Here is a 20,190-nt window from a genome sequence, read left to right on the forward strand (position 1 = left end):
GGTCGGTAACACTGCAACGCATGATGGAGTTGGCCTTGCCCGCCGAATTCCGCCCGAACGAGTTCCCCGCGGCGTCGCGGGAGCAGTGGCGTGAGCTGGTCGACGCCGTCCTGAGCAAGACCGGCGCCGACTTCGGCTCCCTGGTCACCCAGACCTACGACGGCTTCGCACTCCAGCCGCTCTACACCGCTGACGACGCCCTCGGCTCCTCCTACGCCCTGGCGCCGGTGAAGCAGGGCTGGGACGTCCGCCAGCGCCACGCCGTTCCCGACCCGGTCGCCCTGATGAACGACCTGGAGGGCGGCGTCACGTCGCTGTGGCTCGCGGTGCCGGCGTCCTCGCTGGAACGCCTGCTGGACGGCGTCTACCTCGACCTCGCGCCGATCGTGCTGGACGGGGACGCCGAGGCGGCGCGGACGATGCTGCGGATCTACGACCAGGCGCCGGTGCTGGCCGCCGACGTGCGCGGCAACCTGGCTCTGGTGCCTTCTGCCGAGACTCTTCCGGTGATCCGGGACGCGGTCTCGCAGTTCCCCGGTCTGCGCACGGTCGTGGTGGACGCGCTGCCGTTCCACGACGCGGGCGGCTCGGACTCGGAGGAGCTCGGGGCTTCGCTCGCCCTGGCCGTCTCCTACCTGCGTGCTCTGGTCGACGCGGGGCTTCCGGCTGAGCAGGCGTTCGCGCAGCTGGAGTTCCGCTACGCCGCCACCGCCGACCAGTTCATGACGATCGCGAAGCTGCGCGCCGCCCGCCGGCTGTGGGCGCGGGTGTGCGAGGTGTCCGGCGTCGACGTGCCGCAGGCGCAGCACGCGGTGACGTCGTCGGCGATGATGACCCGCCGCGACCCGTGGGTGAACATGCTGCGCACCACCATCGCGACCCTGGCCGCGGGCCTGGGCGGCGCGGACTCGGTGACCGTGCAGCCGTTCGACGCGGCGATCGGCGTGCCGGACGAGTTCGCCAGGCGGATCGCGCGCAACACGCAGAACCTGCTGCTGGAGGAGTCGCACCTCGGCGAGGTGATCGACCCGGCGGCGGGGTCCTGGTACGTGGAGAAGCTGACCGACGAGCTCGCGGTGGCGGCCTGGGCGTGGTTCCAGGAGATCGAACGGGCGGGTGGCCTGCCGGGCGCTTCCGCGCTGGTCGCCTCGCGGATCGCGGACACGTGGGCGCGGCGGTCGGCGCGGCTGGCGGATCGGAGCGACCCGATCACGGGGGTGAGCGAGTTCCCGAACCTGACCGAGAAGCCGGTGGTCCGCGAACCGCACCCGACCGCGCCGCACGCCGCCGAGCCTTACGCCGCCCAGCCTTACGCCGCCCGGCCGCACGGAATCGATACGGATTCGCAGGCCCCCTGGGGGGATTCGCCCCCCACTCCAATCATCTCAAGCGGGTCTGACAGTTTCGGGCTGCCGCGGGTGCGCTACGCCCAGGCCTTCGAAGAGCTGCGCGACCTCGCCGACGCCCAGCCCGAACGCCCCCAGGTCTTCCTCGCCACCCTCGGCCCGGTCGCCGCCCACACCGCGCGCGCCACCTTCGCCGCCAACCTGTTCAACGCCGGCGGCTTCGCCACCCCCACCGCGGGCCCGACGAAGACCGCCGACGAGGTCGCGACCCAGTTCAAGGCCTCGGGCGCGAAGATCGCCGTGATCTGCGGCAGCGACTCCAGCTACGCCGACCTCGCCGTTCCCACCGTCGACGCCCTGCGCGAAGCCGGAGCGACACGGGTGCTCCTGGCGGGCAAGAAGACCGATGCGGACGTCGACGGCCGCGTCTACGCGGGCTGTCCGGCGCTGGAAATCCTCAACGACACCTTCAGCCACCTCGCCATCGACAAGGGAGCGGAGCGATGATCCCCAACTTCGCGGACATCGACCTCGGCCAGCTCCCGTCGGCCAAGTACGAGACCGACCTGCCCCCGTGGGAGACGCCGGAGGGCATCGCGGTCAAGCCCGTCTACGGCCAGTCCGATGTGGACGGTCTGGACTTCCTGCGGACCTACCCCGGCATCGCGCCGTTCCTGCGCGGCCCGTACCCGACGATGTACGTCAACCAGCCGTGGACCGTCCGGCAGTACGCGGGCTTCTCCACCGCCGAGGAGTCGAACGCCTTCTACCGCCGCAACCTCGCGGCCGGGCAGAAGGGGCTGAGTGTCGCGTTCGACCTCGCCACCCACCGCGGTTACGACTCCGACCACCCGCGCGTGGCCGGTGACGTCGGCATGGCGGGTGTCGCGATCGACTCGATCTACGACATGCGGACGCTGTTCGACGGCATCCCGCTGGACAAGATGTCCGTGTCGATGACGATGAACGGGGCGGTGCTGCCGATCCTGGCCCTGTTCGTGGTGGCGGCGGAGGAGCAGGGGGTGAAACCGGAGCAGCTCATGGGGACGATCCAGAACGACATCCTCAAGGAGTTCATGGTCCGCAACACCTACATCTACCCGCCGCAGCCGTCGATGCGGATCATCTCGGACATCTTCAGCTACACGTCCGAGCACATGCCGAAGTTCAACTCCATCTCGATCTCCGGCTACCACATGCAGGAGGCGGGGGCGACCGCCGACCTGGAGCTCGCGTACACGCTGGCGGACGGCGTCGAGTACATCCGGGCCGGTCAGGCAGCCGGGCTGGATGTGGACAGGTTCGCGCCGCGGCTCAGCTTCTTCTGGGCGATCGGCATGAACTTCTTCATGGAGATCGCCAAGATGCGGGCCGCGCGGCTGCTGTGGGCCAAGCTGGTCAACGACTTCAAGCCCAAGAGCCAGAAGTCGCTCAGCCTGCGCACGCACTGCCAGACGAGCGGGTGGAGCCTCACCGCGCAGGACGTGTTCAACAACGTCGCGCGCACGTGCGTCGAGGCGATGGCGGCCACGCAGGGGCACACGCAGTCGTTGCACACCAACGCACTCGACGAGGCGCTCGCCCTGCCCACCGACTTCTCCGCCCGCATCGCCCGCAACACCCAGCTGCTGCTCCAGCAGGAGTCGGGCACCACGCGGGTGATCGACCCGTGGGGTGGCAGCGCGTACGTCGAACGCCTCACGCACGAGCTCGCGAAGAAGGCGTGGGAGCACATCACCGAGGTCGAGAAGGCCGGCGGGATGGCGCGCGCGATCGACGAGGGCATCCCCAAGCTGCGCATCGAGGAGGCGGCGGCGCGCACGCAGGCGCGCATCGACTCCGGGCGGCAGCCGGTGATCGGCGTCAACAAGTACCTGGTGGGCACCGACGAGCAGATCGAGGTGCTCAAGGTCGACAACGCCGGCGTGCGGACGCAGCAGCTCGAAAAGCTGCGCAGGCTCAGGGAAGAACGCGACCAGTCCGTTGTGGACGGTGCACTCGCGGCGCTGACGAACGCGGCGGGTGGCGGCGGGAACCTGCTGGAGCTGGCCATCGACGCCGCCCGCGCCAAGGCCACCGTCGGGGAGATCTCCGAGGCGCTGGGCGGGGTGTGGGGGCGGCACAGCGCGCAGATCCGCACCATTTCCGGGGTCTACCGGCAGGAGGTCGGCCAAGTGTCCAACGTGGACGCCTGCCGCGCGGTCGTCGAGTCGTTCGCGGTCGAGGAGGGACGCCGGCCGCGCATCCTGGTCGCCAAGATGGGGCAGGACGGGCACGACCGCGGCCAGAAGGTGATCGCGACGGCGTTCGCGGACCTCGGCTTCGACGTCGACGTCGGTCCGCTGTTCCAGACGCCGGACGAGGTCGCGCGCCAGGCCGTGGAGGCCGACGTGCACATCGTCGGCGTGTCCTCACTGGCCGCGGGGCACCTCACGCTGGTGCCGGCGCTCAAGGAGGAGCTGGCCAAGCTCGACCGCGCGGACATCATGATCGTCGTCGGTGGCGTCATCCCGCCGCAGGACTTCGACGAGCTGTACGCGGCGGGCGCGTCGGCGATCTTCCCGCCGGGCACGGTCATCGCGGACGCGGCCAAGGACCTCCTGGTGAAACTCGCGGACCAGCTCGGGCACCATGGCTAGGGTGATCGACGTCGCCGAGTACACCAAGGGCGTCCTCGACGGCAGTCGTGGCGTGCTGGCCAAGGCCATCACGCTGGTCGAGTCGACGCGTGCCGAGCACCGCGCCAAGGCGCAGGAGCTGCTGGTCGAGCTGCTGCCGAAGTCCGGCGGCGCGGTCAGGGTCGGCATCACGGGCGTGCCCGGCGTCGGCAAGTCGACGTTCATCGACGCGCTCGGCACCATGCTGGTCGAGAAGGGCCACCGGGTCGCGGTGCTCGCGGTCGACCCGTCGTCCACCCGCACCGGTGGCAGCATTCTGGGCGACAAGACACGGATGGCGCGCCTCTCGGTCAGCCCGGACGCGTTCATCCGGCCGTCGCCCACCTCCGGCACGCTCGGCGGCGTCGCCCAGGCCACCCGCGAGACGATCGTGCTGGTCGAGGCCGCGGGGTTCGACGTGGTGCTGGTCGAGACGGTCGGCGTCGGGCAGTCCGAGGTGGCCGTCGCGAACATGACGGACTGCTCGCTGTTCCTCACCCTCGCGCGCACCGGTGACCAGCTGCAGGGCATCAAGAAGGGCATCCTGGAGCTCGCGGACGTGGTCGCGGTCAACAAGGCCGACGGCGAGCACGAGATGGACGCCCGCAAGGCCGCCCGCGAGCTGGCCGGCGCGATGAAGCTGCTGCGGTCTCCCGAAGCGTTGTGGCACCCGCCGGTGCTCACCTGCTCGGGTCTCACCGGAGCCGGTCTCGAAGAGCTGTGGTCCCGCGTGCTGGAACACCGGGCCACCCTGAGCGACGCGGGCGAGCTGGAGGAACGGCGGCGGCGTCAGCAGGTCGAGTGGACCTGGATGATGGTCCACGACGAGCTGTGGCGGCAGGCGCGCGAGAGCACCGCCGTGCGCGCGTTGGCGCCCTCATTGGAGGAGAAGGTCCGCACTGGCGAGCTGACCGCGACGCTGGCGGCGGAGCAGATCCTGAAGGCGTTTCAAACGGACGCTGGGTGAGCGTGTAGCTAGTTTGGGTGACCTTCGAACGTGGTATTCGTTGTAGAGTTCATGGCATGTCGAGGTTGCTGCTGGCCTGCGTGTTCGCGCTGATGAGCGTTCTCGGGATCGCCGGGACCGCCGTCGCGGAGGAGAGCGCGAACGCCCCCGTGGTCGCGGCTGTGCAGACGACGGTCAACCCCGGTCCGGCCGTCGACTCGCCGCAGGAACCCTCGCCGGAGCAGCGGCAGGAGACCAAGCAGAAGCTGTGGATGGGCGGGATCGCGCTGGTGCTCTTCGCGATCGTCTACTACCGCAACAAGAAGCGGTGGGCGGCGTGGAGGAAGGCACGAGCGGCCAAGAAGGGCTGACCCGAGGACGTCCGGGGTTCGACCGCGCGAGGCGACGTGTCCCACTTGATGGGACGTAATAGTCAAAATTAAGCGTGCTTCCCGACCATCTGCGTCATCGTTGATCGGTCAGACCGAAACTCGCTCGCCGCTCGGCGCAGCGCTGCGACCGGCCAGCCGGTTGATCATCATCAGCGCACCGGGTCCCCGGAGTGGTGATGCAGGATGGTGGCAAATGAGTACCGACTTGAAGATCAGCACACGCTCGACCGTCGAGCGGTACTCCGACGCGCTGGTGGACCTGTCGCACTCGATCCACGCCGAACCTGAGCTGGCGTTCGAGGAGCACCGCAGCGCCGAGAAGATCACCTCCCTGCTGGCCCGCGAGGGTTTCAAGGTCGACTCCGGTGTCGCTGACCTGGACACGGCGTTCGTCGCGACGTTCGGCGACGGCGAGCTGGTGCTGGGTCTCTGCGCCGAGTACGACGCGTTGCCCGAGGTCGGGCACGCGTGCGGGCACAACGTCATCGCCGCCGCCTCGGTGGGCACCGCGCTCGCGTTGCGTGACATCGCCGACCGTTTGGGTATCACCATCAAGGTGATCGGAACTCCGGCGGAAGAGGTCGGCGGCGGCAAGGTGCTGATGCTGGAACGGGGCGTGTTCGACGACGTCTCGTTCTCGATGATGGTGCACCCGGCGCCGTACGAGGCGTGCGCGGCGAAGTCGCTGGCCATCACCGACCTCGAGGTGCACTACAGCGGCAAGCCGTCACACGCGGCCGCCGCCCCGCACCTGGGCATCAACGCCGCCGACGCGGTCACCGTCGCGCAGATCTCGATCAGCCTGCTGCGGCAGCACCTCGAGCCCGGCCAGATGGTCACCGGCATCGTGACCAACGGCGGAACGGTCCCCAACGTAATACCCGCGCGCGCATCGGCGATGTTCGATGTGAGGGCGGAGAACCTGGAATCGTTGCAGCGCCTGGAGAACCGGATCCGGGACTGTTTCGGCGCCGGAGCATTAGCGACCGGCTGCACCCATGAGGTCGTGCAGGTCTCACCGATCTACGCCGAGCTGACTCCCGACCTCTGGCTCGCCGATGCCTACCGGCACGCGGCCACCGAGCTGGGACGACGACCGCTCTCCCGAGAAGAGGAAGCGGGCAAGAAGATCGGGAGCACCGACATGGGCAACGTCACCAGAGTGTTGCCCGCCATCCACCCGACCATCGCCATCGACTGCGGAGACGCGGTGAACCACCAACAAGAGTTCGCGACCGCCTGTGCGTCCGCATCGGCCGATCGCGCGGTGCTCGAAGGAGCACTCGCCATGGCCTGGACGACGATCGCGACAGCCACCGATCCCCAGCAGCGCGAACGCCTGCTGGCCAGCGGAGGTGCCGCATGACGGTCCTGGACTCACGCCCTTCCGGCGCCACGATGTCCTCCCCTGAGATGCTCGTCGACCCCACCGGGGTGAGCATGTCCGGTGTGGATGATCTCGGAGAGGGCCGCGGCCCCGCCTGGCTCGACGACTGGTTGAAGGCACACGCCTCGGACATCGTCGCCTGGCGCAGGCACATCCACGCCCACCCCGAGCTCTCCCGGCGCGAGTACAACACGACCGAGCTCGTGGCCAAGCTGCTGCGCGAGGTCGGCCTCAAGCCCCGCGTGCTGCCCGGCGGCACCGGCCTGATCTGCGACATCGGCCGCGGTCCCCGCATCGTCGCCCTGCGCGCCGACATGGACGCGTTGCCGCTGCCCGAGAACACCGGCTCGCCGTTCTCGTCCACTGTGGACGGTGTGTCGCACGCGTGCGGTCACGACGCGCACACGGCGGTGCTGCTGGGGGCGGCGCTGGCTCTCGCGTCCGCCACCGAGCTGCCCGGCCGCGTGCGGCTCGTGTTCCAGCCGGCCGAGGAGGTCATGCCGGGCGGAGCGCTCGACGTGCTCGCCGCCGGTGGGCTGGACGGTGTCGAGCGGATCTTCGGGCTGCACTGCGACCCGCGGCTGCAGGTGGGCCGCATCGGAACGCGCATCGGCGCCATCACGTCCGCCTCTGACCTGCTTGAGCTGCGGCTTTCGTCGCCGGGCGGGCACACGTCCCGTCCGCACCTGACCGCCGACCTGGTGCACGCGCTGGGGACGGTGATCACCGGGCTGCCGACGATGTTGTCCCGCCGGGTCGATCCTCGTTCCGGCACCGTGCTGGTGTGGGGGGCTGTTCACGCTGGTGAGGCGCCGAACGCGGTGCCGCAGGACGGGCTGGTGCGGGGGACTTTGCGCACCGGGGACCGCGACATCTGGGCTGAGCTGGAGCCGCTGGTCAAGGACCTGGTGACCGGACTCCTGCTGCCGACCGGGGTCGGGTTCGACCTGCACCACCGCCGCGGCGTGCCGCCGGTGGTCAACGAGCGCGAGTCGACGCAGATCCTGCGGGCCGGGATCGAGGCCGCGCTCGGGGACGATGCGCTGGCCGGGACTGAGCAGTCGTCCGGTGGTGAGGACTTCGGGTGGTACCTGGAGCACGTGCCCGGCTCGTTCGCACGCCTCGGCGTGTGGAACGGGGTGGAGAAGCAGCGTGACCTGCACCAGCCGACGTTCGACCTGGATGAGCGCGCACTGCTCGTCGGTGTGCGGGTGATGGTGCACACGGCTCTCGCCGCCCTGGCCTAGCTGCAAAGGCGTCTGCAAGTACTACCAACTGCGAGTTGGTGGTACTTGCAGACGCCGTTCGCGTCAGAGGACCTGTTCCACCTGGGCCATGTTGTGCTGGGTGCGCCAGGAGTGGGCCTTCGTGGTCGCGGTGTTCGGGTCGCGCTTGTCCGCCACGTAGTGCCAGTCCATCTGCACCTGCTCCGGCGTCACCGTCAGCACCTGCGCGCCGTGCGAGTCGAGCTCCACGAACTTCACGTGCGGGTTCAGCGCGCGGAACTGTGCCTCGATCTGCAAGGACGCCGTCCGCGGTGGCACGCCGATCCGCTCGTCGAAGTTGTCCGAGGTGACCGAGGTCGACACGAACTCCGTGGCCACCGTCGTCTCGCCGAACGGGACGTCGATCGCCCACGACGAGTGGATGTCGCCGGTCAGGAACACCGCGTTCTTCATGCCCGCGCGGTCGAGGGCGCGGAGAACGTGGTCGCGGTCGGCGGGGAAGCCGTCCCACTGGTCGGTGTTCGTCGGCGGCAGGCCCGGCAGGGGTGGGATCTTCAGCGGGGCCAGCATCACCGAGTTGCCGACCAGCTTCCAGCGGACGCAGCCGTCGGTCAGTGACGAGGCGAGCCAGTTGCGCTGCGCGGTGCCCAGGATGGTGGTGTCGGTGCGGTAGCTGCGCAGGTCGAGCATGGTGAGGTCGGCGAGGCGGCCGAACTGCAGGCGGCGGGTCAGTTTGCCCTCGCGGACCGGCATCCACTCGAAGTAGGCCTGGGTGGCCGCGGCCAGGCGGATGGCCCAGGGGCCCTCGGTGGCCGGGTCGTGGACCGGGGAGCCGATGGCGGAGGAGTTCTCGGCCGACTCGTGGTCGTCCCAGGTGGCGATCACGGGGTGGGCGGCGTGCAGGGCCCGCAGGTGGGGGTCGGTCTTGTACTGGGCGTGGCGGGTGCGGTAGTCGTCGACCGTTTCGCACTCGCGCTGCGGTTCGGTGACGCGGACGCCCGGCTCGAAGTACTCGTAGACGTAGTCGCCGAGGTGGATGACGGCGTCCAGGTCGTCGCGGGAGGCGAGGTAGCCGTAGGCGGCGAAGTGGCCGGCGATCCAGTTCGAGCAGGAGACGACGCCGAAGCGCAGTGAGCCGCAGTCGTCGGACGGGCGGGGAGCGGTCTTGGTGCGGCCGACGGGGGAGACCACGTCGGCCGTGGTGAAGCGGTAGTAGTAGTGGGTGGCCGGGCGCAGGCCCGAGACCTCGACCTTCACGGTGTGGTCGCGGTGGGCGCCGGTCGTGGTGCGGCCGCGGGCCACGACGCGGGTGAAGGTGGCGTCGCGGGCCACCTCCCAGCGGACGGGCGCGGTGGTGACCACGCGGGTCCACAGCAGGACGCCGTCGGGCAGCGGGTCACCGGAGGCGACGCCGTGCTCGAAGACGGGTGCGGAAGAGGCGTGCGCGGTGCCGGAGACGGCTGTGGTGGCGGCACCGGCGGCGGCTGTGGCTTTCAGGAACGTTCGACGACCAACCCCAGACATGCCGCCAGCATGCCCGAGGCCGGGGCGTCAGCTCACGGGTTCGGTCAACTGCGGGCGGGCTTCCGGTGCTGCGGCGCGGACCGCGTCGGCTGCCTGGTCGTCGGCCTGGGTCTGGGAGGTGCGTTCGGACTCGACGCGCGCGTTGTAGACCTCGATCTCGCGCTTCACGGTGTCGTCGTCCCAGCCGAGGACCGGGGCCACCAGGCGGGCGACGGCCTCCGCGCAGTCGACGCCGCGGTGGGCGTACTCGATCGAGATGCGGGTGCGGCGGGTCAGGACGTCCTCCAGGTGCAGGGCGCCCTCGTGGGAGGCGGCGTAGACGGCCTCGACCTGGAGGTAGTCGGGGGCGGCGGTGATCGGCTTGAGCAGCTCGGGGTTGCCGGTGGCCAGGCCGAGGACCTCGTGCACCAGTGAGCCGTAGCGGTCCAGGAGGTGGCGGACGCGGTACGGGTGCAGGCCGTGTTTCGCCGCCAGCTGGTCGGCCTGGTTGACCAGGGCGTGGTAGCCGTCGGCGCCCACCAGCGGGACCTTGTCGGTGATCGACGGCTGGATGCGGCCCGGCAGGTCGACGTGCGCCGCGTCCACGGCGTCCGCGCCCATCACGCGGTAGGTCGTGTACTTGCCGCCGGCGATCGCGACCAGGCCGGGCGCCACGCGGGCCACGGCGTGTTCGCGGGAGAGCTTCGAGGTCGAGTCGGACTCGCCGGCCAGCAACGGGCGCAGGCCCGCGTAGACGCCCTCGATGTCGTCGTGCGTCAGCGGGGTCGCGAGCACCGAGTTGACGTGTTCGAGGATGTAGTCGATGTCGTGCTTGGTCGCCGCGGGGTGCGCGAGGTCGAGGTTCCAGTCCGTGTCGGTGGTGCCGACGATCCAGTGGTTGCGCCACGGGATGACGAACAGCACGGACTTCTCGGTGCGCAGGATCATGCCCGCCTCGGCCACGATCCGGTCGCGCGGCACCACGATGTGGACGCCCTTCGACGCCCGCACCCGGAACCGGCCGCGCGAGCCCGACAGCCGCTGCAGCTCGTCGGTCCACACACCGGTCGCGTTGATCACCGCGTGGGCGCGCACGTCGACCTCACGGCCGTCCTCGACGTCCCGCACCCGCACGCCGGACACCCGGTCCGCCTCCCGCAGGAAGCCGACCACCTGCGTCGACGTCCGCACGACGGCGCCGTAGTGCGCGGCGGTGCGGCCGACCATCATCGTGTGCCTGGCGTCGTCGGCCTGGGCGTCGTAGTAGCGGATGCCGCCGATCAACGCGTCGCGCTTCAACGCCGGCACGAGCCGTTGGGCACCCGCACGGGTGAGGTGCTTCTGCCCCGGCACGGACCGGGCGCCGCCCATCGTGTCGTAGAGGAACAGCCCGGCCGCGGTGTACGGGCGTTCCCAGAGCCGGTTCGACAGCGGGTAGAGGAACGCGACGGGCTTCACCAGGTGCGGTGCGATCCGGGTCAGCATCAGCTCGCGTTCGCGCAGTGCCTCGCGGACCAGACCGAACTCCAGCTGCTCCAGGTAGCGCAGGCCGCCGTGGAAGAGCTTGGACGAGCGGCTCGACGTGCCGGACGCCAGGTCACGCGCCTCGACCAGCGCCACCCGCAGGCCGCGTGTGGCCGCGTCGAGCGCCGCGCCGACACCGACCACACCACCGCCGACCACGACGACGTCGAACGTCTCGGCTTCCAAACGCCGCCACGCCTCCTCGCGCTCGGCGGGCCCCAGCCTGCCGGTGATCGGAGGTTCGGCATGGGTGTGCGGTGCTGGAGCTGCGTTCTTTCGCGTTGCCACGGCAGGCGCCTCCCTGTGACGACTCGCGGATCACGTTACCTGCAGCTACCGCCGTCCGCCCACGGGCGCGGAGGCCGGGTTCCACCGGCCCGGTCCCACTGGCTTGGCATGGACAACTGATCAGCCCGGTAATAGCGTCCGAGCACGTTGTAGGCGGGCAGCGCGGCCTGACCTCCGGGTTTGCGCTCCCTCCTGGCCGCAGACGAAGGAGGTCGACGATGAGTGCAGGCTCGATCTTCGTTTGGGAGCTGCTGGGGACCGCGGTCCTCATCCTCCTGGGCACCGGTGTTGTCGCGAACCAGGTGCTCAAAGACACGCTCGGCAACAGCACGGGTTTCCTGTTCGTCAACATCGGCTGGGCGTTCGCGGTCTTCACCGGCGCGAGCATCGCGAACCCCAGCGGCGCGCACCTCAACCCGGCCGTCACGTTCGGGCTCGCCATCGCGGACAAGACGCCGTGGGGTGACGTGCCGTTCTACGTCCTCGGCCAGATGCTCGGCGCCATCATCGGCGCGATGCTCTGCTGGGCGACCTACAAGCTGCAGTTCGACACGCACCACGAGCCGCAGAACACGCTCGGCATCTTCTCCACCGGCCCGACCGTGCCCAACGCCCTGTGGAACACCGTTTCCGAGGTCATCGGCACGTTCGTGCTCGTCGCGTGGATCCTGCTGTCCCCGCCCGCGAAGGCCGCCGAGGGCGGGCTGCCGCAGTTCGGCAACTCGGCGCTCGGCTACGCGGGCGTGGCGTTCGTGGTCCTCGTGATCGGCACGTCCCTCGGTGGCCCCACCGGCTACGCCATCAACCCGGCGCGTGACCTCGGTCCGCGCATCGCCTACGCCTTCCTCATGCCCATCCGCAACAAGGGCAACGCCAACTGGGGCTACTCGTGGGTGCCCGTCGTCGGCCCGTTGGTCGGCGCCGCGCTCGCGGCGTTGCTCTACCTGGTTCTCCCGGTCTGAAAGGACACACGCGCATGACCCAGTACGTGGCCGCGATCGACCAGGGCACCACGTCGACCCGCTGCATGATCTTCGACCACTCCGGGCGGGTGGTGTCGGTCGACCAGAAGGAACACGAGCAGATCTTCCCGAAGGCCGGGTGGGTCGAGCACGACCCGAAGGAGGTCTGGCAGAACACCCGCCAGGTCGCCGCGGGCGCGCTCGCCAAGGCCGACCTGACCACCGCCGACATCGCCGCCGTCGGCATCACCAACCAGCGCGAGACGGCGGTGGTGTGGGACCGCAACACCGGCGAGCCCGTCTACAACGCCATCGTCTGGCAGGACACCCGCACCGACAAGATCGTGCAGGAGCTGGGTGCGCTGGGCGGCGGTCAGGAGCGGTACCGCGCCAAGGTCGGGTTGCCGCTGGCGACCTACTTCTCCGGCCCCAAGGTCCGCTGGATCCTCGACAACGTCGAGGGCGCGCGGGAGAAGGCCGAGGCGGGCGACCTGGTGTTCGGCAACATGGACACCTGGGTGCTGTGGAACATGACCGGCGGGGTCGACGGCGGCGTGCACGTCACCGACCCGACGAACGCCTCCCGCACCATGCTGATGGACCTCGACACCCTGCAGTGGGACTCCTCGATCGCTTCGGACATGGGCATCCCGATGTCGATGCTGCCGGAGATCCGGTCCTCGTCGGAGGTCTACGGCCAGGTGCGTGAACGCGGCGCGCTGGCCGGGGTGCCGATCGCCGGCATCCTCGGCGACCAGCAGGCGGCGACGTTCGGCCAGGCCTGCCTCTCGCCCGGCGAGGCCAAGAACACCTACGGCACCGGCAACTTCATGCTGCTCAACACCGGCACCGAGAAGGTGATGAGCGAAAACGGGTTGCTCACCACCATCTGCTACAAGATCGGCGAGGCGGCGCCCGTCTACGCGCTGGAGGGCTCGATCGCGGTCACCGGTTCGCTGGTGCAGTGGCTGCGCGACAACCTCGGCATGATCGGCAGCGCGGCCGAGATCGAGGAGCACGCGCGGCGCGTGGAGGACAACGGCGGCGCCTACTTCGTGCCGGCGTTCTCGGGCCTCTTCGCGCCGTACTGGCGGTCCGACGCCCGCGGCGCGATCGTGGGCCTCACCCGGTTCGTCAACAAGGGCCACCTGGCGCGTGCGGTGCTGGAGGCGACCGCGTTCCAGACGCGCGAGGTGCTCGACGCGATGAACGCCGACTCCGGTGTGGACCTGACCGCGTTGAAGGTCGACGGCGGCATGGTCGTGAACGAGCTGCTGATGCAGTTCCAGGCGGACATCCTGGGAGTGCCGGTGATCCGGCCGGTCGTCGCGGAGACGACCGCGCTGGGTGCGGCTTATGCGGCCGGGCTCGCGGTCGGGTTCTGGGAGACCGAGGACGACATCCGCGAGAACTGGGCGATGGACAAGCAGTGGGAGCCGCAGATGGACGACTCCCGCCGCACGTCGGAGTACGCGAACTGGAAGAAGGCCGTCACGAAGACCTTCGACTGGGTGGAGGACTGAGTTTTTGGCGCTCGCTCCGCTCGCGCGGTGAGTTCGTCGAGAAGCCGGTCGTCCGGCCGACTCACTCGTGCCGAAATGGGCTTCGCCGATTTCGGCACGAGCGGGTGACCGGACGACCGGCACGAACTCGCGGCCTGTCAGGCAACCGGGACCCCGTGCACGATCACGTTGTCGCGGGTGCCGCACGTGATCAGCCGCAGCCCCTCGAAGTCCGCGTCCTTCGCCACGGCCGCGGCGAAGTAGTCGTCGCGGATCGTCCGCTCGGTGTGCGTCACCGTGAACCGCGCCACCGAACCGTCCTTCTTGGACACTTCGACGACATCGCCGGCGGACAGGTCGTTCAGCCGGTAGTACACGCCGCGGGCCCCGTTGCTCTCGATCCGGCCGACGATGATCCACTGCTTCGGATGCGTTTGGTGCCAACCGGCCTGCATGCCCTCGTTGGCGGGCGGCATCTGCACGGCACCGTCGGCGCCGAGCGTCAGCTGGATCAACGACGACCGCACGCCGATGCGTTCGACCCTCAGCTCCATCGGATCCGAGTCGCCCAACGGCGACACCACCGGCGGCGGAGCGCTGTCGCTCGTCGCCGCCGTCGGCTTCGGTGCCGGCCCCGTCGAACAGCCGGTGAGCAGGGCAACGCTCAGCACCGCGATCAAGACACGAGTCCCCACGAACTCATTGACGCACATCCGGTGGGTTAGTTGCTCGGTCGATCAAGGGAGATGAACGTGATCGACATTGCGCCGGTGCGTCACGCCGTGCCGCCGCCACCCGTTTGTGGTGCACCCTTGGGCTTTTTGACCGGAGGCTTGGCGGGTTTCTGCGGTGGTGGTGTGGTGGTGGTCACGGGAGCTTTGACCGTGAAGCTGTCCACGAGCGACCCCGCCTTGCAGAAGATCCGCGCCTGGTAGGTGCCGGGTGTCGCGGCCGCCTCGCCCTCGCCGATCGTGGCGGTGGGCACCGGGTTCAGCTTGATCGGCGCGGCGAACCCGGCCGAGGTGGCCTCCGGTGCGCAGTTGTACAGCGGGCCGAGCTCGATCTTCACGACCCCGCCGGGCGCGTACTCGGCCTGGTCGAGGAAGTCGCGCGGCACGTCTCCCGGCTGGGCGGTGGCGGCCGGGGTCAGCACGACCGCGGCGAGGATGGTCAGTGCGGCGGTGGTTCTCTTCGTTCCCTTCATGTTTCCCCCTTCTGGTCTTGAACGAGCGTTGCGTAGACGATCACGTTGTCCCGGTAGCTGCGCGCGGCCTGGTCGTAGCTGCCACCGCAGGTGATCAAGCGCAGCTCGGGGACGTCGGTGTCGCCGTAGACGGCCTCCGTCGGGAAGCTGTCCTTGGCGATCTGCTCGGTGCGGCGCACGCGGAACGTCGCGGTCGTACCGTCCTTCCTGGACACCACGACCTCGTCACCCGCGACGAGCTCCTTGAGCCGGAAGAAGATCCCGGCCTGCCTGTTGCCGTCGACGTGGCCGAGGACTACGGCCGGTCCCGGCTCGCCCGGCGTGCGGGCGTGGCGGTACCACCCGGCCTGCATGGGCTGCTCGACCGGTGGCACCTCGACGGTCTCGTCGGGGTTGAGGCCCAGCGGGACGAGCGAGGACACCGCGCCGATCTTCGGGATGCGGACCTCGGTGGGTTCCGACGGTGGCAGTCCCCGGCTCGAACTCGGTGTCGTCGCGTCGGCTGTCGTGGTGGTTGGCGGAAGTGGTGCGGCCGGGAGCTCGGGGGCCGGTGGGGCGGCACAGGCACCGAGGAGCGCCAGTGCCGCCACCGCGAGGGCGAGGCGCTTCATCAGACCGTGCCGCCGCCACCGGTCTGCGGCGCACCCTTCGGCTTCACGATCGGGGCCTTGGGCTTCTGCACGGGCGCGGGTGCCTCAGGTGCCTTCGCCTGCTCCAGGACGCGGAACGACTTGGACACGTACTCGCCACCGCACTTCAGCGACGTGCGGTACTCGCCGGCCCAGTTGCCGGCGGTCGCCTTGGTGCGCATGATGTTCGGCGGGTCGAGCTGGAACTCGGGTGCGACGTGGCCGACGAACCCGGTGGAGCCGACCGTGCCCTCGCAGTTCGCGGTCACGTCGTAGGAGACGGTGATGGTCTCGCCGGGCAGGTACTCGGCCTTGTCGAGCGAGTACGTGTCGCCGGACTGGGCGTTGCCGGCCGGCGTGAAGACCAGCGCGAGAGCGGCGGCGGTCAGGCCGAGAACGGGTGCGGTGCGGTTCATCTCGTTCCCCCCAGGACTTTCGGCGCTCACCACCGTCCCGTGTGGACGGTGGTGAGCAACCTCGTGCAACGGACACGCCCGTGGAGGCGGTTCGGTTGCCGGGGGAGAGCGAAGTTCTCTAGTCCAGGTCGTCGTGCCGCATGAGCTGGCGGCCCGACTCGGTGATGGAGCCCGAGAGCGACGGGTAGACCGAGAACGTCGTGGCGATGTGCTCGACCGTCAGCTGGTTCTGCACGGCCAGCGCGATCGGCAGGATGAGCTCGCTCGCGTTCGGCGCCACCACGACGCCGCCGATGACCACGCCGGTGGCCGGGCGGCAGAACAGCTTCACGAAGCCGCGGCGCAGGCCCTCCATCTTGGCGCGGGGGTTCGTGGCGAGCGGCAGCACGATCGTGCGGGCCGGCACCTCGCCCGAGTCGATGGCCTGCTGGCTGATGCCGACGCTGGCGATCTCGGGGTTGGTGAAGACGTTCGCGGCGACGGTCTTGAGCTTGATCGGGCTGACGCCCTCGCCCAGCGCGTGCCACATCGCGATGCGGCCCTGCATGGCGGCGACCGAGGCGAGCAGCAGCACGCCGGTGCAGTCGCCGGCCGCGTAGACGCCGCTGACGTTCGTGCGGCTGACCCGGTCGACCGGGATGTAGCCGCCGCGCCCGAGCTCGATGCCGATCTTGTCGAGGCCGATGTCGTCGGTGTTCGGGACGGAGCCGACGGTCATCAGGGCGTGCGACGCCTCGATCGTGCGACCGTCTTCCAGGTGGATCAGGACGCCGTCACCGACGTTCTCGACCTTGTCCGCCCGCGCGTGCTTGACCACGGCCGTGCCGCGCTCGGCGAACACGTCCTCCAGCACCGCGGCCGCGTCGGCGTCCTCGTGGGGGAGCACCCGGTCCCGGCTGGAGACCATCGTCACCTTCACGCCCATCTCGGTGTAGGCGCTGGCGAACTCCACACCGGTCACACCGGAGCCGATGACGGCCAGGTGCTCGGGCAGTTCGGGCAGGTCGTAGATCTGCCGCCAGGTCAGGACGCGCTTGCCGTCGGGCTCAGCGCCCTGCAGCACGCGCGGGGTGGCACCCGTCGCGATGAGCACCACATCGGCGGTGAGGACCTCTTCCGCGCCGTCCGGGGTGGTCGCGACCACCCGGTGCTGGGCGAGGCCCTTCGACCCGTCCGCGAACCTGGCCCTGCCGTTGACCAGCCGGACGCCCTCGCGCTGCAACCGCGCCCTGACGTCCGCGGACTGGGCGAGGGCGAGGCCCTTCACCCGGCCGTGCACGACCGGCAGGTCGACCGCCGCCTGGTCGTTGTTGGTCTGGATGCCCAGCTCACCGGCGTTGCGGAAGGCACTGCGAGCCCCCGCCGACGCGATGAAGGTCTTGGACGGCACGCAGTCGTACAGCACGCACGCGCCACCCGCCCCGTCGTTCTCCACCAGGGTCACGTCAGCGCTGTGCTGCGCCGCGACCAGGGCTGCCTCGTAACCTGCGGGTCCGCCGCCCATGATGACGATGCGGGTCACGATCAGTTCCCTTCTGCGCGCTTGCTGGCCGGCACAACCGTACGCGTTGTCGTGAACCGCCGTGTCGCCAGGACCGAAAGCTGATCGTCGAGTCGCTACTCTGTCGGACGTGCCGCTCTATGCCGCGTACGGATCGAACATGGATCCGAACCAGATGATGGAGCGAGCCCCGTACTCCCCGCTCGCGGGGACCGGCTGGCTCGTGGGTTGGCGTCTGACCTTCGGCGGCGAGGACCTCGGCTGGGAGGGCGCGCTCGCCACCATCGTCGAGGAGCCGGACCAGCAGACGTTCTGCGTGCTCTACGACGTGTCACCGCGTGACGAGTCGCGCCTGGACCGGTGGGAGGGGGCGCTCGGGCTGTACAAGAAGATCAGGCTGCGGGTGCAGACCCTCGAGGGTTCGGTCGTGGCCTGGCTGTACGTGCTCGACGCGTACGAGGGCGGGCTGCCGTCCGCGCGGTACATCGGGGTGGTCGCCGATGCCGCGGAGGCCGCCGGTGCGCCGGACGACTACGTGAACGACCTGCGCACCCGCCCCTGCCAGGGCATCGGCCCCTGACCCCTCGTCCCCTTCTCGGCGGGCACGCGGGGCCCCCACGTGCCCCAGAAGGGAACGTGGGACTCCCGCGTGACCGTCAGGCAGGGCGGCCGGTGGCCTCGTCGAGCAGTTCGACGAGGTGGTGGTGCAGCCTGCGGTAGTCCACCGGACTGATCGTCGACCACGGCGGCTGTCCCGGTGTGGCGCGCCTCATCTGCAGGTAGCGGCCCTTCGGCGTGTCGTAGAACGACACCACGCGGTCCGGCCGCACCCGCTTGCCCCACTTGTCGCGGGCCGCCGCGCCGAACTGGCCGCGGTTGGTCGCGTCGCGGACCATCTCGGCCAGGGTGTGGGCGTCGTCGGCGCGCAGGCTCCTGGAGCGGAGGTGCTGTTCGAGGTCCTCCGGCGAGGCCGCTGAGGACGCCGCTGCGTCCAGGTCCGCCGACGGCAGGGTGATCGAGTGGCCCTCGCCCGCCTGGGCCGACGGCAGGACCGTCAGCGCCTCGCGGGGCAGGCCGTCCGCCTCCGCCGGGCGCAGGACCAGCTGGCCGCCGTCCAGCACGGCCAGCACACCCGCCTGGCCCTTGCCCGCGGCCAGCACCCGGACGCTGCGCTCGTCGAGCCAGATGCGGGCGTCGATCTCCTGCTGCGGCCGGTTGAGGACGTGCAGCAGGTCTTCCAGGGTCGGGTCCAGGGCTCGCGGGCCGCCCAGCCCGCGGGCGCCGAGCTGACGCCAGACCTGGTCCTCCAGGTCGCGGCGTTCCTCCCGGGTCTTGCCCGGCGAGGGGACCTTGAGGACGAGCGGCATCGTCTCCAGGCCCAGGTGTTCCCAGAGGACGTCGAACTCCAGCGCGGAGATGATCACCGGGTCTCGCGTGTCGCTCATCCCGAAGTCCAGGCCCAGCAGCGTCATCAGTCGGTCGTGCTCTCCCCGATCACCGGCAGCGTGTAGCTGCCGATCCCGTAGATGTCGTCGCGCTCGCGGAGGTAGTCGGCAGCCTTGTGCTCGATGTCCTCCTCTTCCTCGCCCTTGCGCGGGCCCATGCCGCCGAACGGGTCGTACGACTGCGGCAGCGGCACGGCGCGCTGGTGGACGCGGTCGCCGTTCTGGCCGCCGATGGTGCCCGCGGAGGAGCCCATCGCCGGACCGCCGGGCGTGCTCACGCCGGCGGCCGACGCCGAGTGGCCGGCCAGCGGGTTGATGACCGAGGACGACGCCGCGGTCGCGCCCTCCTCCATCTCCCGCACCTCACCGTTCGACGAGGAGGAGTTCTTGCCGGAACGCTGACCTGGCACGGCACCCGCGGTACCCGCGGTGCCCGAGGCGCCGGTGCCGACCGGGCCGGAGCTGCCCGTGGAGGACGGCGATCCGGTGCCCGTACCCGTCGTCGCAGCCGGCGACACGCCCGAGGTGCGCGTGGACGTGCCCGGTGCGGTGCCGGGTGCGGTGCCGGGCGCCGTGTTGCCGCCACCACCGCGGGGCGCGACGGTCGAGCCACGACCGCCGGAGCCGGAGCGGGTGCGCGGGACGGCGCCCGCTCCGCCACGCGGGCCCACGACCCAGCCGCCGGTCGTGTGCACGCCGGGGCCGCTGTTCGACGTGATGCCGGACGCGCTGATCTGCAGCTGCGGGGGCTGGGTGAACTGGCCCAGGGTCGAGGTGTTCGCCGTCGTGGACGACGCGTAGGTGGCCATGACCTCACGGGCGCGGCGCTCGGCCGAGTCCGCGGCCGCCTCCTGCTTCTCGTGGTCGGTCTGGCCGCCGAAGAGGTGCGTGATGCCGGTGATCAACGCGCCGGGCTGCTCCGCGGTCACCTTGACCGGTGCGGGCATGTCGGCGCGGGCCTTGGCGATGTGGTCGGCCTGCAGCTCGGCCGAGTAGCGCATCACGTCCGCACCGCCGCGGGCGCCGTCGGCCCAGGCGGCGAGCGGGTTCATGCCGGCGGCGGCCTGTTCGGCCGCCTTGCCCTGCCAGTGCGCGCCGGACTTGGCGATGCCGCGGTGCAGGTCGTCGTTGATCTCGCTCAGCGCGGACGACACGCCCGACCAGCGCTCGATCGAGGCGTGCGAGGCGGAGGCGCCGGGACCGGCGTGGATGCGTTCGTAGAGCTCTTCGTGGCTGTAGCCCTGCCAGCGGTGCTCGACCAT

Annotated in this window: 18 protein-coding genes; 9 read left to right on the forward strand and 9 right to left on the reverse strand. The window is 70.3% G+C overall.

Features of this window, described 5'->3' with window-relative positions; all coding sequences use genetic code 11:
• The first annotated feature begins 20 nt into the window (after positions 1-20).
• The 6 genes from BBK82_RS18780 (at position 21) to BBK82_RS18805 (ending at position 7,975) form a co-directional block, all read left to right on the forward strand.
• Positions 21-1,853 (forward strand): methylmalonyl-CoA mutase family protein, encoded by a 1,833-nt coding sequence (locus BBK82_RS18780; protein ID WP_065916164.1) that lies wholly within the window; start codon positions 21-23, stop codon positions 1,851-1,853.
• Positions 1,850-3,985 carry a methylmalonyl-CoA mutase gene (gene scpA, locus BBK82_RS18785; RefSeq protein WP_065916165.1) on the forward strand — a complete coding sequence of 712 codons (2,136 nt, stop codon included), beginning with the start codon at positions 1,850-1,852 and terminating at the stop codon, positions 3,983-3,985. The genes BBK82_RS18780 and scpA overlap by 4 nt, the downstream gene beginning before the upstream one ends.
• Positions 3,978-4,970 (forward strand): methylmalonyl Co-A mutase-associated GTPase MeaB, encoded by a 993-nt coding sequence (meaB, locus tag BBK82_RS18790; RefSeq protein WP_065916166.1) that lies wholly within the window; start codon positions 3,978-3,980, stop codon positions 4,968-4,970. The genes scpA and meaB overlap by 8 nt, the downstream gene beginning before the upstream one ends.
• Positions 4,971-5,026: 56 nt before the next feature.
• Complete coding sequence (locus BBK82_RS18795; protein WP_065916167.1) at positions 5,027-5,320, forward strand: hypothetical protein; 294 nt, start codon at positions 5,027-5,029, stop codon at positions 5,318-5,320.
• A 214-nt stretch (positions 5,321-5,534) separates the two neighbouring features.
• Positions 5,535-6,707, forward strand: coding sequence for a M20 family metallopeptidase (locus tag BBK82_RS18800; protein ID WP_065916168.1), 1,173 nt, complete (start codon positions 5,535-5,537; stop codon positions 6,705-6,707).
• Positions 6,704-7,975, forward strand: a complete 1,272-nt coding sequence (locus tag BBK82_RS18805; RefSeq protein WP_065916169.1) for an amidohydrolase — start codon at positions 6,704-6,706, stop codon at positions 7,973-7,975. Before BBK82_RS18800 ends, BBK82_RS18805 begins: the two co-directional genes overlap by 4 nt.
• Positions 7,976-8,038: 63 nt before the next feature.
• On the opposite strand, the gene BBK82_RS18810 is transcribed toward BBK82_RS18805, so the two are convergent.
• Entirely contained in the window at positions 8,039-9,478 is a 1,440-nt protein-coding gene (locus tag BBK82_RS18810; protein ID WP_065916170.1) for an alkaline phosphatase D family protein, read from the reverse strand.
• 27 nt (positions 9,479-9,505) lie between these two features.
• Positions 9,506-11,215: a glycerol-3-phosphate dehydrogenase gene (gene glpD, locus BBK82_RS18815; RefSeq protein WP_065921175.1), complete on the reverse strand. Its 1,710-nt coding sequence runs from the start codon at positions 11,213-11,215 to the stop codon at positions 9,506-9,508.
• Between the two features lie 272 nt (positions 11,216-11,487).
• On the opposite strand from glpD, the gene BBK82_RS18820 reads away from it, so the two are divergent.
• A complete protein-coding gene (locus tag BBK82_RS18820; RefSeq protein WP_083268029.1) occupies positions 11,488-12,231 on the forward strand; it encodes an MIP/aquaporin family protein in 744 nt (247 codons plus the stop codon).
• Positions 12,232-12,245: 14 nt separating this feature from the next.
• Positions 12,246-13,754 carry a glycerol kinase GlpK gene (gene glpK, locus BBK82_RS18825; RefSeq protein WP_065916171.1) on the forward strand — a complete coding sequence of 503 codons (1,509 nt, stop codon included), beginning with the start codon at positions 12,246-12,248 and terminating at the stop codon, positions 13,752-13,754.
• Positions 13,755-13,891: 137 nt separating this feature from the next.
• Here glpK and BBK82_RS18830 read toward each other — a convergent pair whose 3' ends face one another.
• From BBK82_RS18830 to BBK82_RS18850, 5 genes are all read right to left on the reverse strand, one after another.
• Complete coding sequence (locus tag BBK82_RS18830) at positions 13,892-14,428, reverse strand: sortase domain-containing protein (RefSeq protein WP_170067933.1); 537 nt, start codon at positions 14,426-14,428, stop codon at positions 13,892-13,894.
• Positions 14,429-14,508: 80 nt separating this feature from the next.
• On the reverse strand, positions 14,509-14,937 hold the full coding sequence (locus tag BBK82_RS18835) for a hypothetical protein (RefSeq protein ID WP_065916173.1): 429 nt from the start codon (positions 14,935-14,937) through the stop codon (positions 14,509-14,511).
• A complete protein-coding gene (locus tag BBK82_RS18840) occupies positions 14,934-15,548 on the reverse strand; it encodes a class F sortase (RefSeq protein WP_065916174.1) in 615 nt (204 codons plus the stop codon). The genes BBK82_RS18835 and BBK82_RS18840 overlap by 4 nt, the downstream gene beginning before the upstream one ends.
• Positions 15,548-15,982: a hypothetical protein gene (locus BBK82_RS18845; RefSeq protein ID WP_065916175.1), complete on the reverse strand. Its 435-nt coding sequence runs from the start codon at positions 15,980-15,982 to the stop codon at positions 15,548-15,550. The genes BBK82_RS18840 and BBK82_RS18845 overlap by 1 nt, the downstream gene beginning before the upstream one ends.
• 118 nt (positions 15,983-16,100) lie before the next feature.
• Positions 16,101-17,504, reverse strand: coding sequence for an NAD(P)H-quinone dehydrogenase (locus BBK82_RS18850; protein ID WP_065916176.1), 1,404 nt, complete (start codon positions 17,502-17,504; stop codon positions 16,101-16,103).
• A gap of 109 nt (positions 17,505-17,613) precedes the next feature.
• On the opposite strand from BBK82_RS18850, the gene BBK82_RS18855 reads away from it, so the two are divergent.
• Positions 17,614-18,063 carry a gamma-glutamylcyclotransferase family protein gene (locus BBK82_RS18855; RefSeq protein ID WP_045317832.1) on the forward strand — a complete coding sequence of 150 codons (450 nt, stop codon included), beginning with the start codon at positions 17,614-17,616 and terminating at the stop codon, positions 18,061-18,063.
• Between the two features lie 76 nt (positions 18,064-18,139).
• Here BBK82_RS18855 and BBK82_RS18860 read toward each other — a convergent pair whose 3' ends face one another.
• Positions 18,140-18,955, reverse strand: coding sequence for an ESX secretion-associated protein EspG (locus tag BBK82_RS18860; RefSeq protein ID WP_083268031.1), 816 nt, complete (start codon positions 18,953-18,955; stop codon positions 18,140-18,142).
• Positions 18,955-20,190, reverse strand: a complete 1,236-nt coding sequence (locus BBK82_RS18865) for a PPE domain-containing protein (protein ID WP_065916177.1) — start codon at positions 20,188-20,190, stop codon at positions 18,955-18,957. Before BBK82_RS18865 ends, BBK82_RS18860 begins: the two co-directional genes overlap by 1 nt.

The organism is Lentzea guizhouensis, assembly GCF_001701025.1.
Taxonomy (GTDB): domain Bacteria; phylum Actinomycetota; class Actinomycetes; order Mycobacteriales; family Pseudonocardiaceae; genus Lentzea; species Lentzea guizhouensis.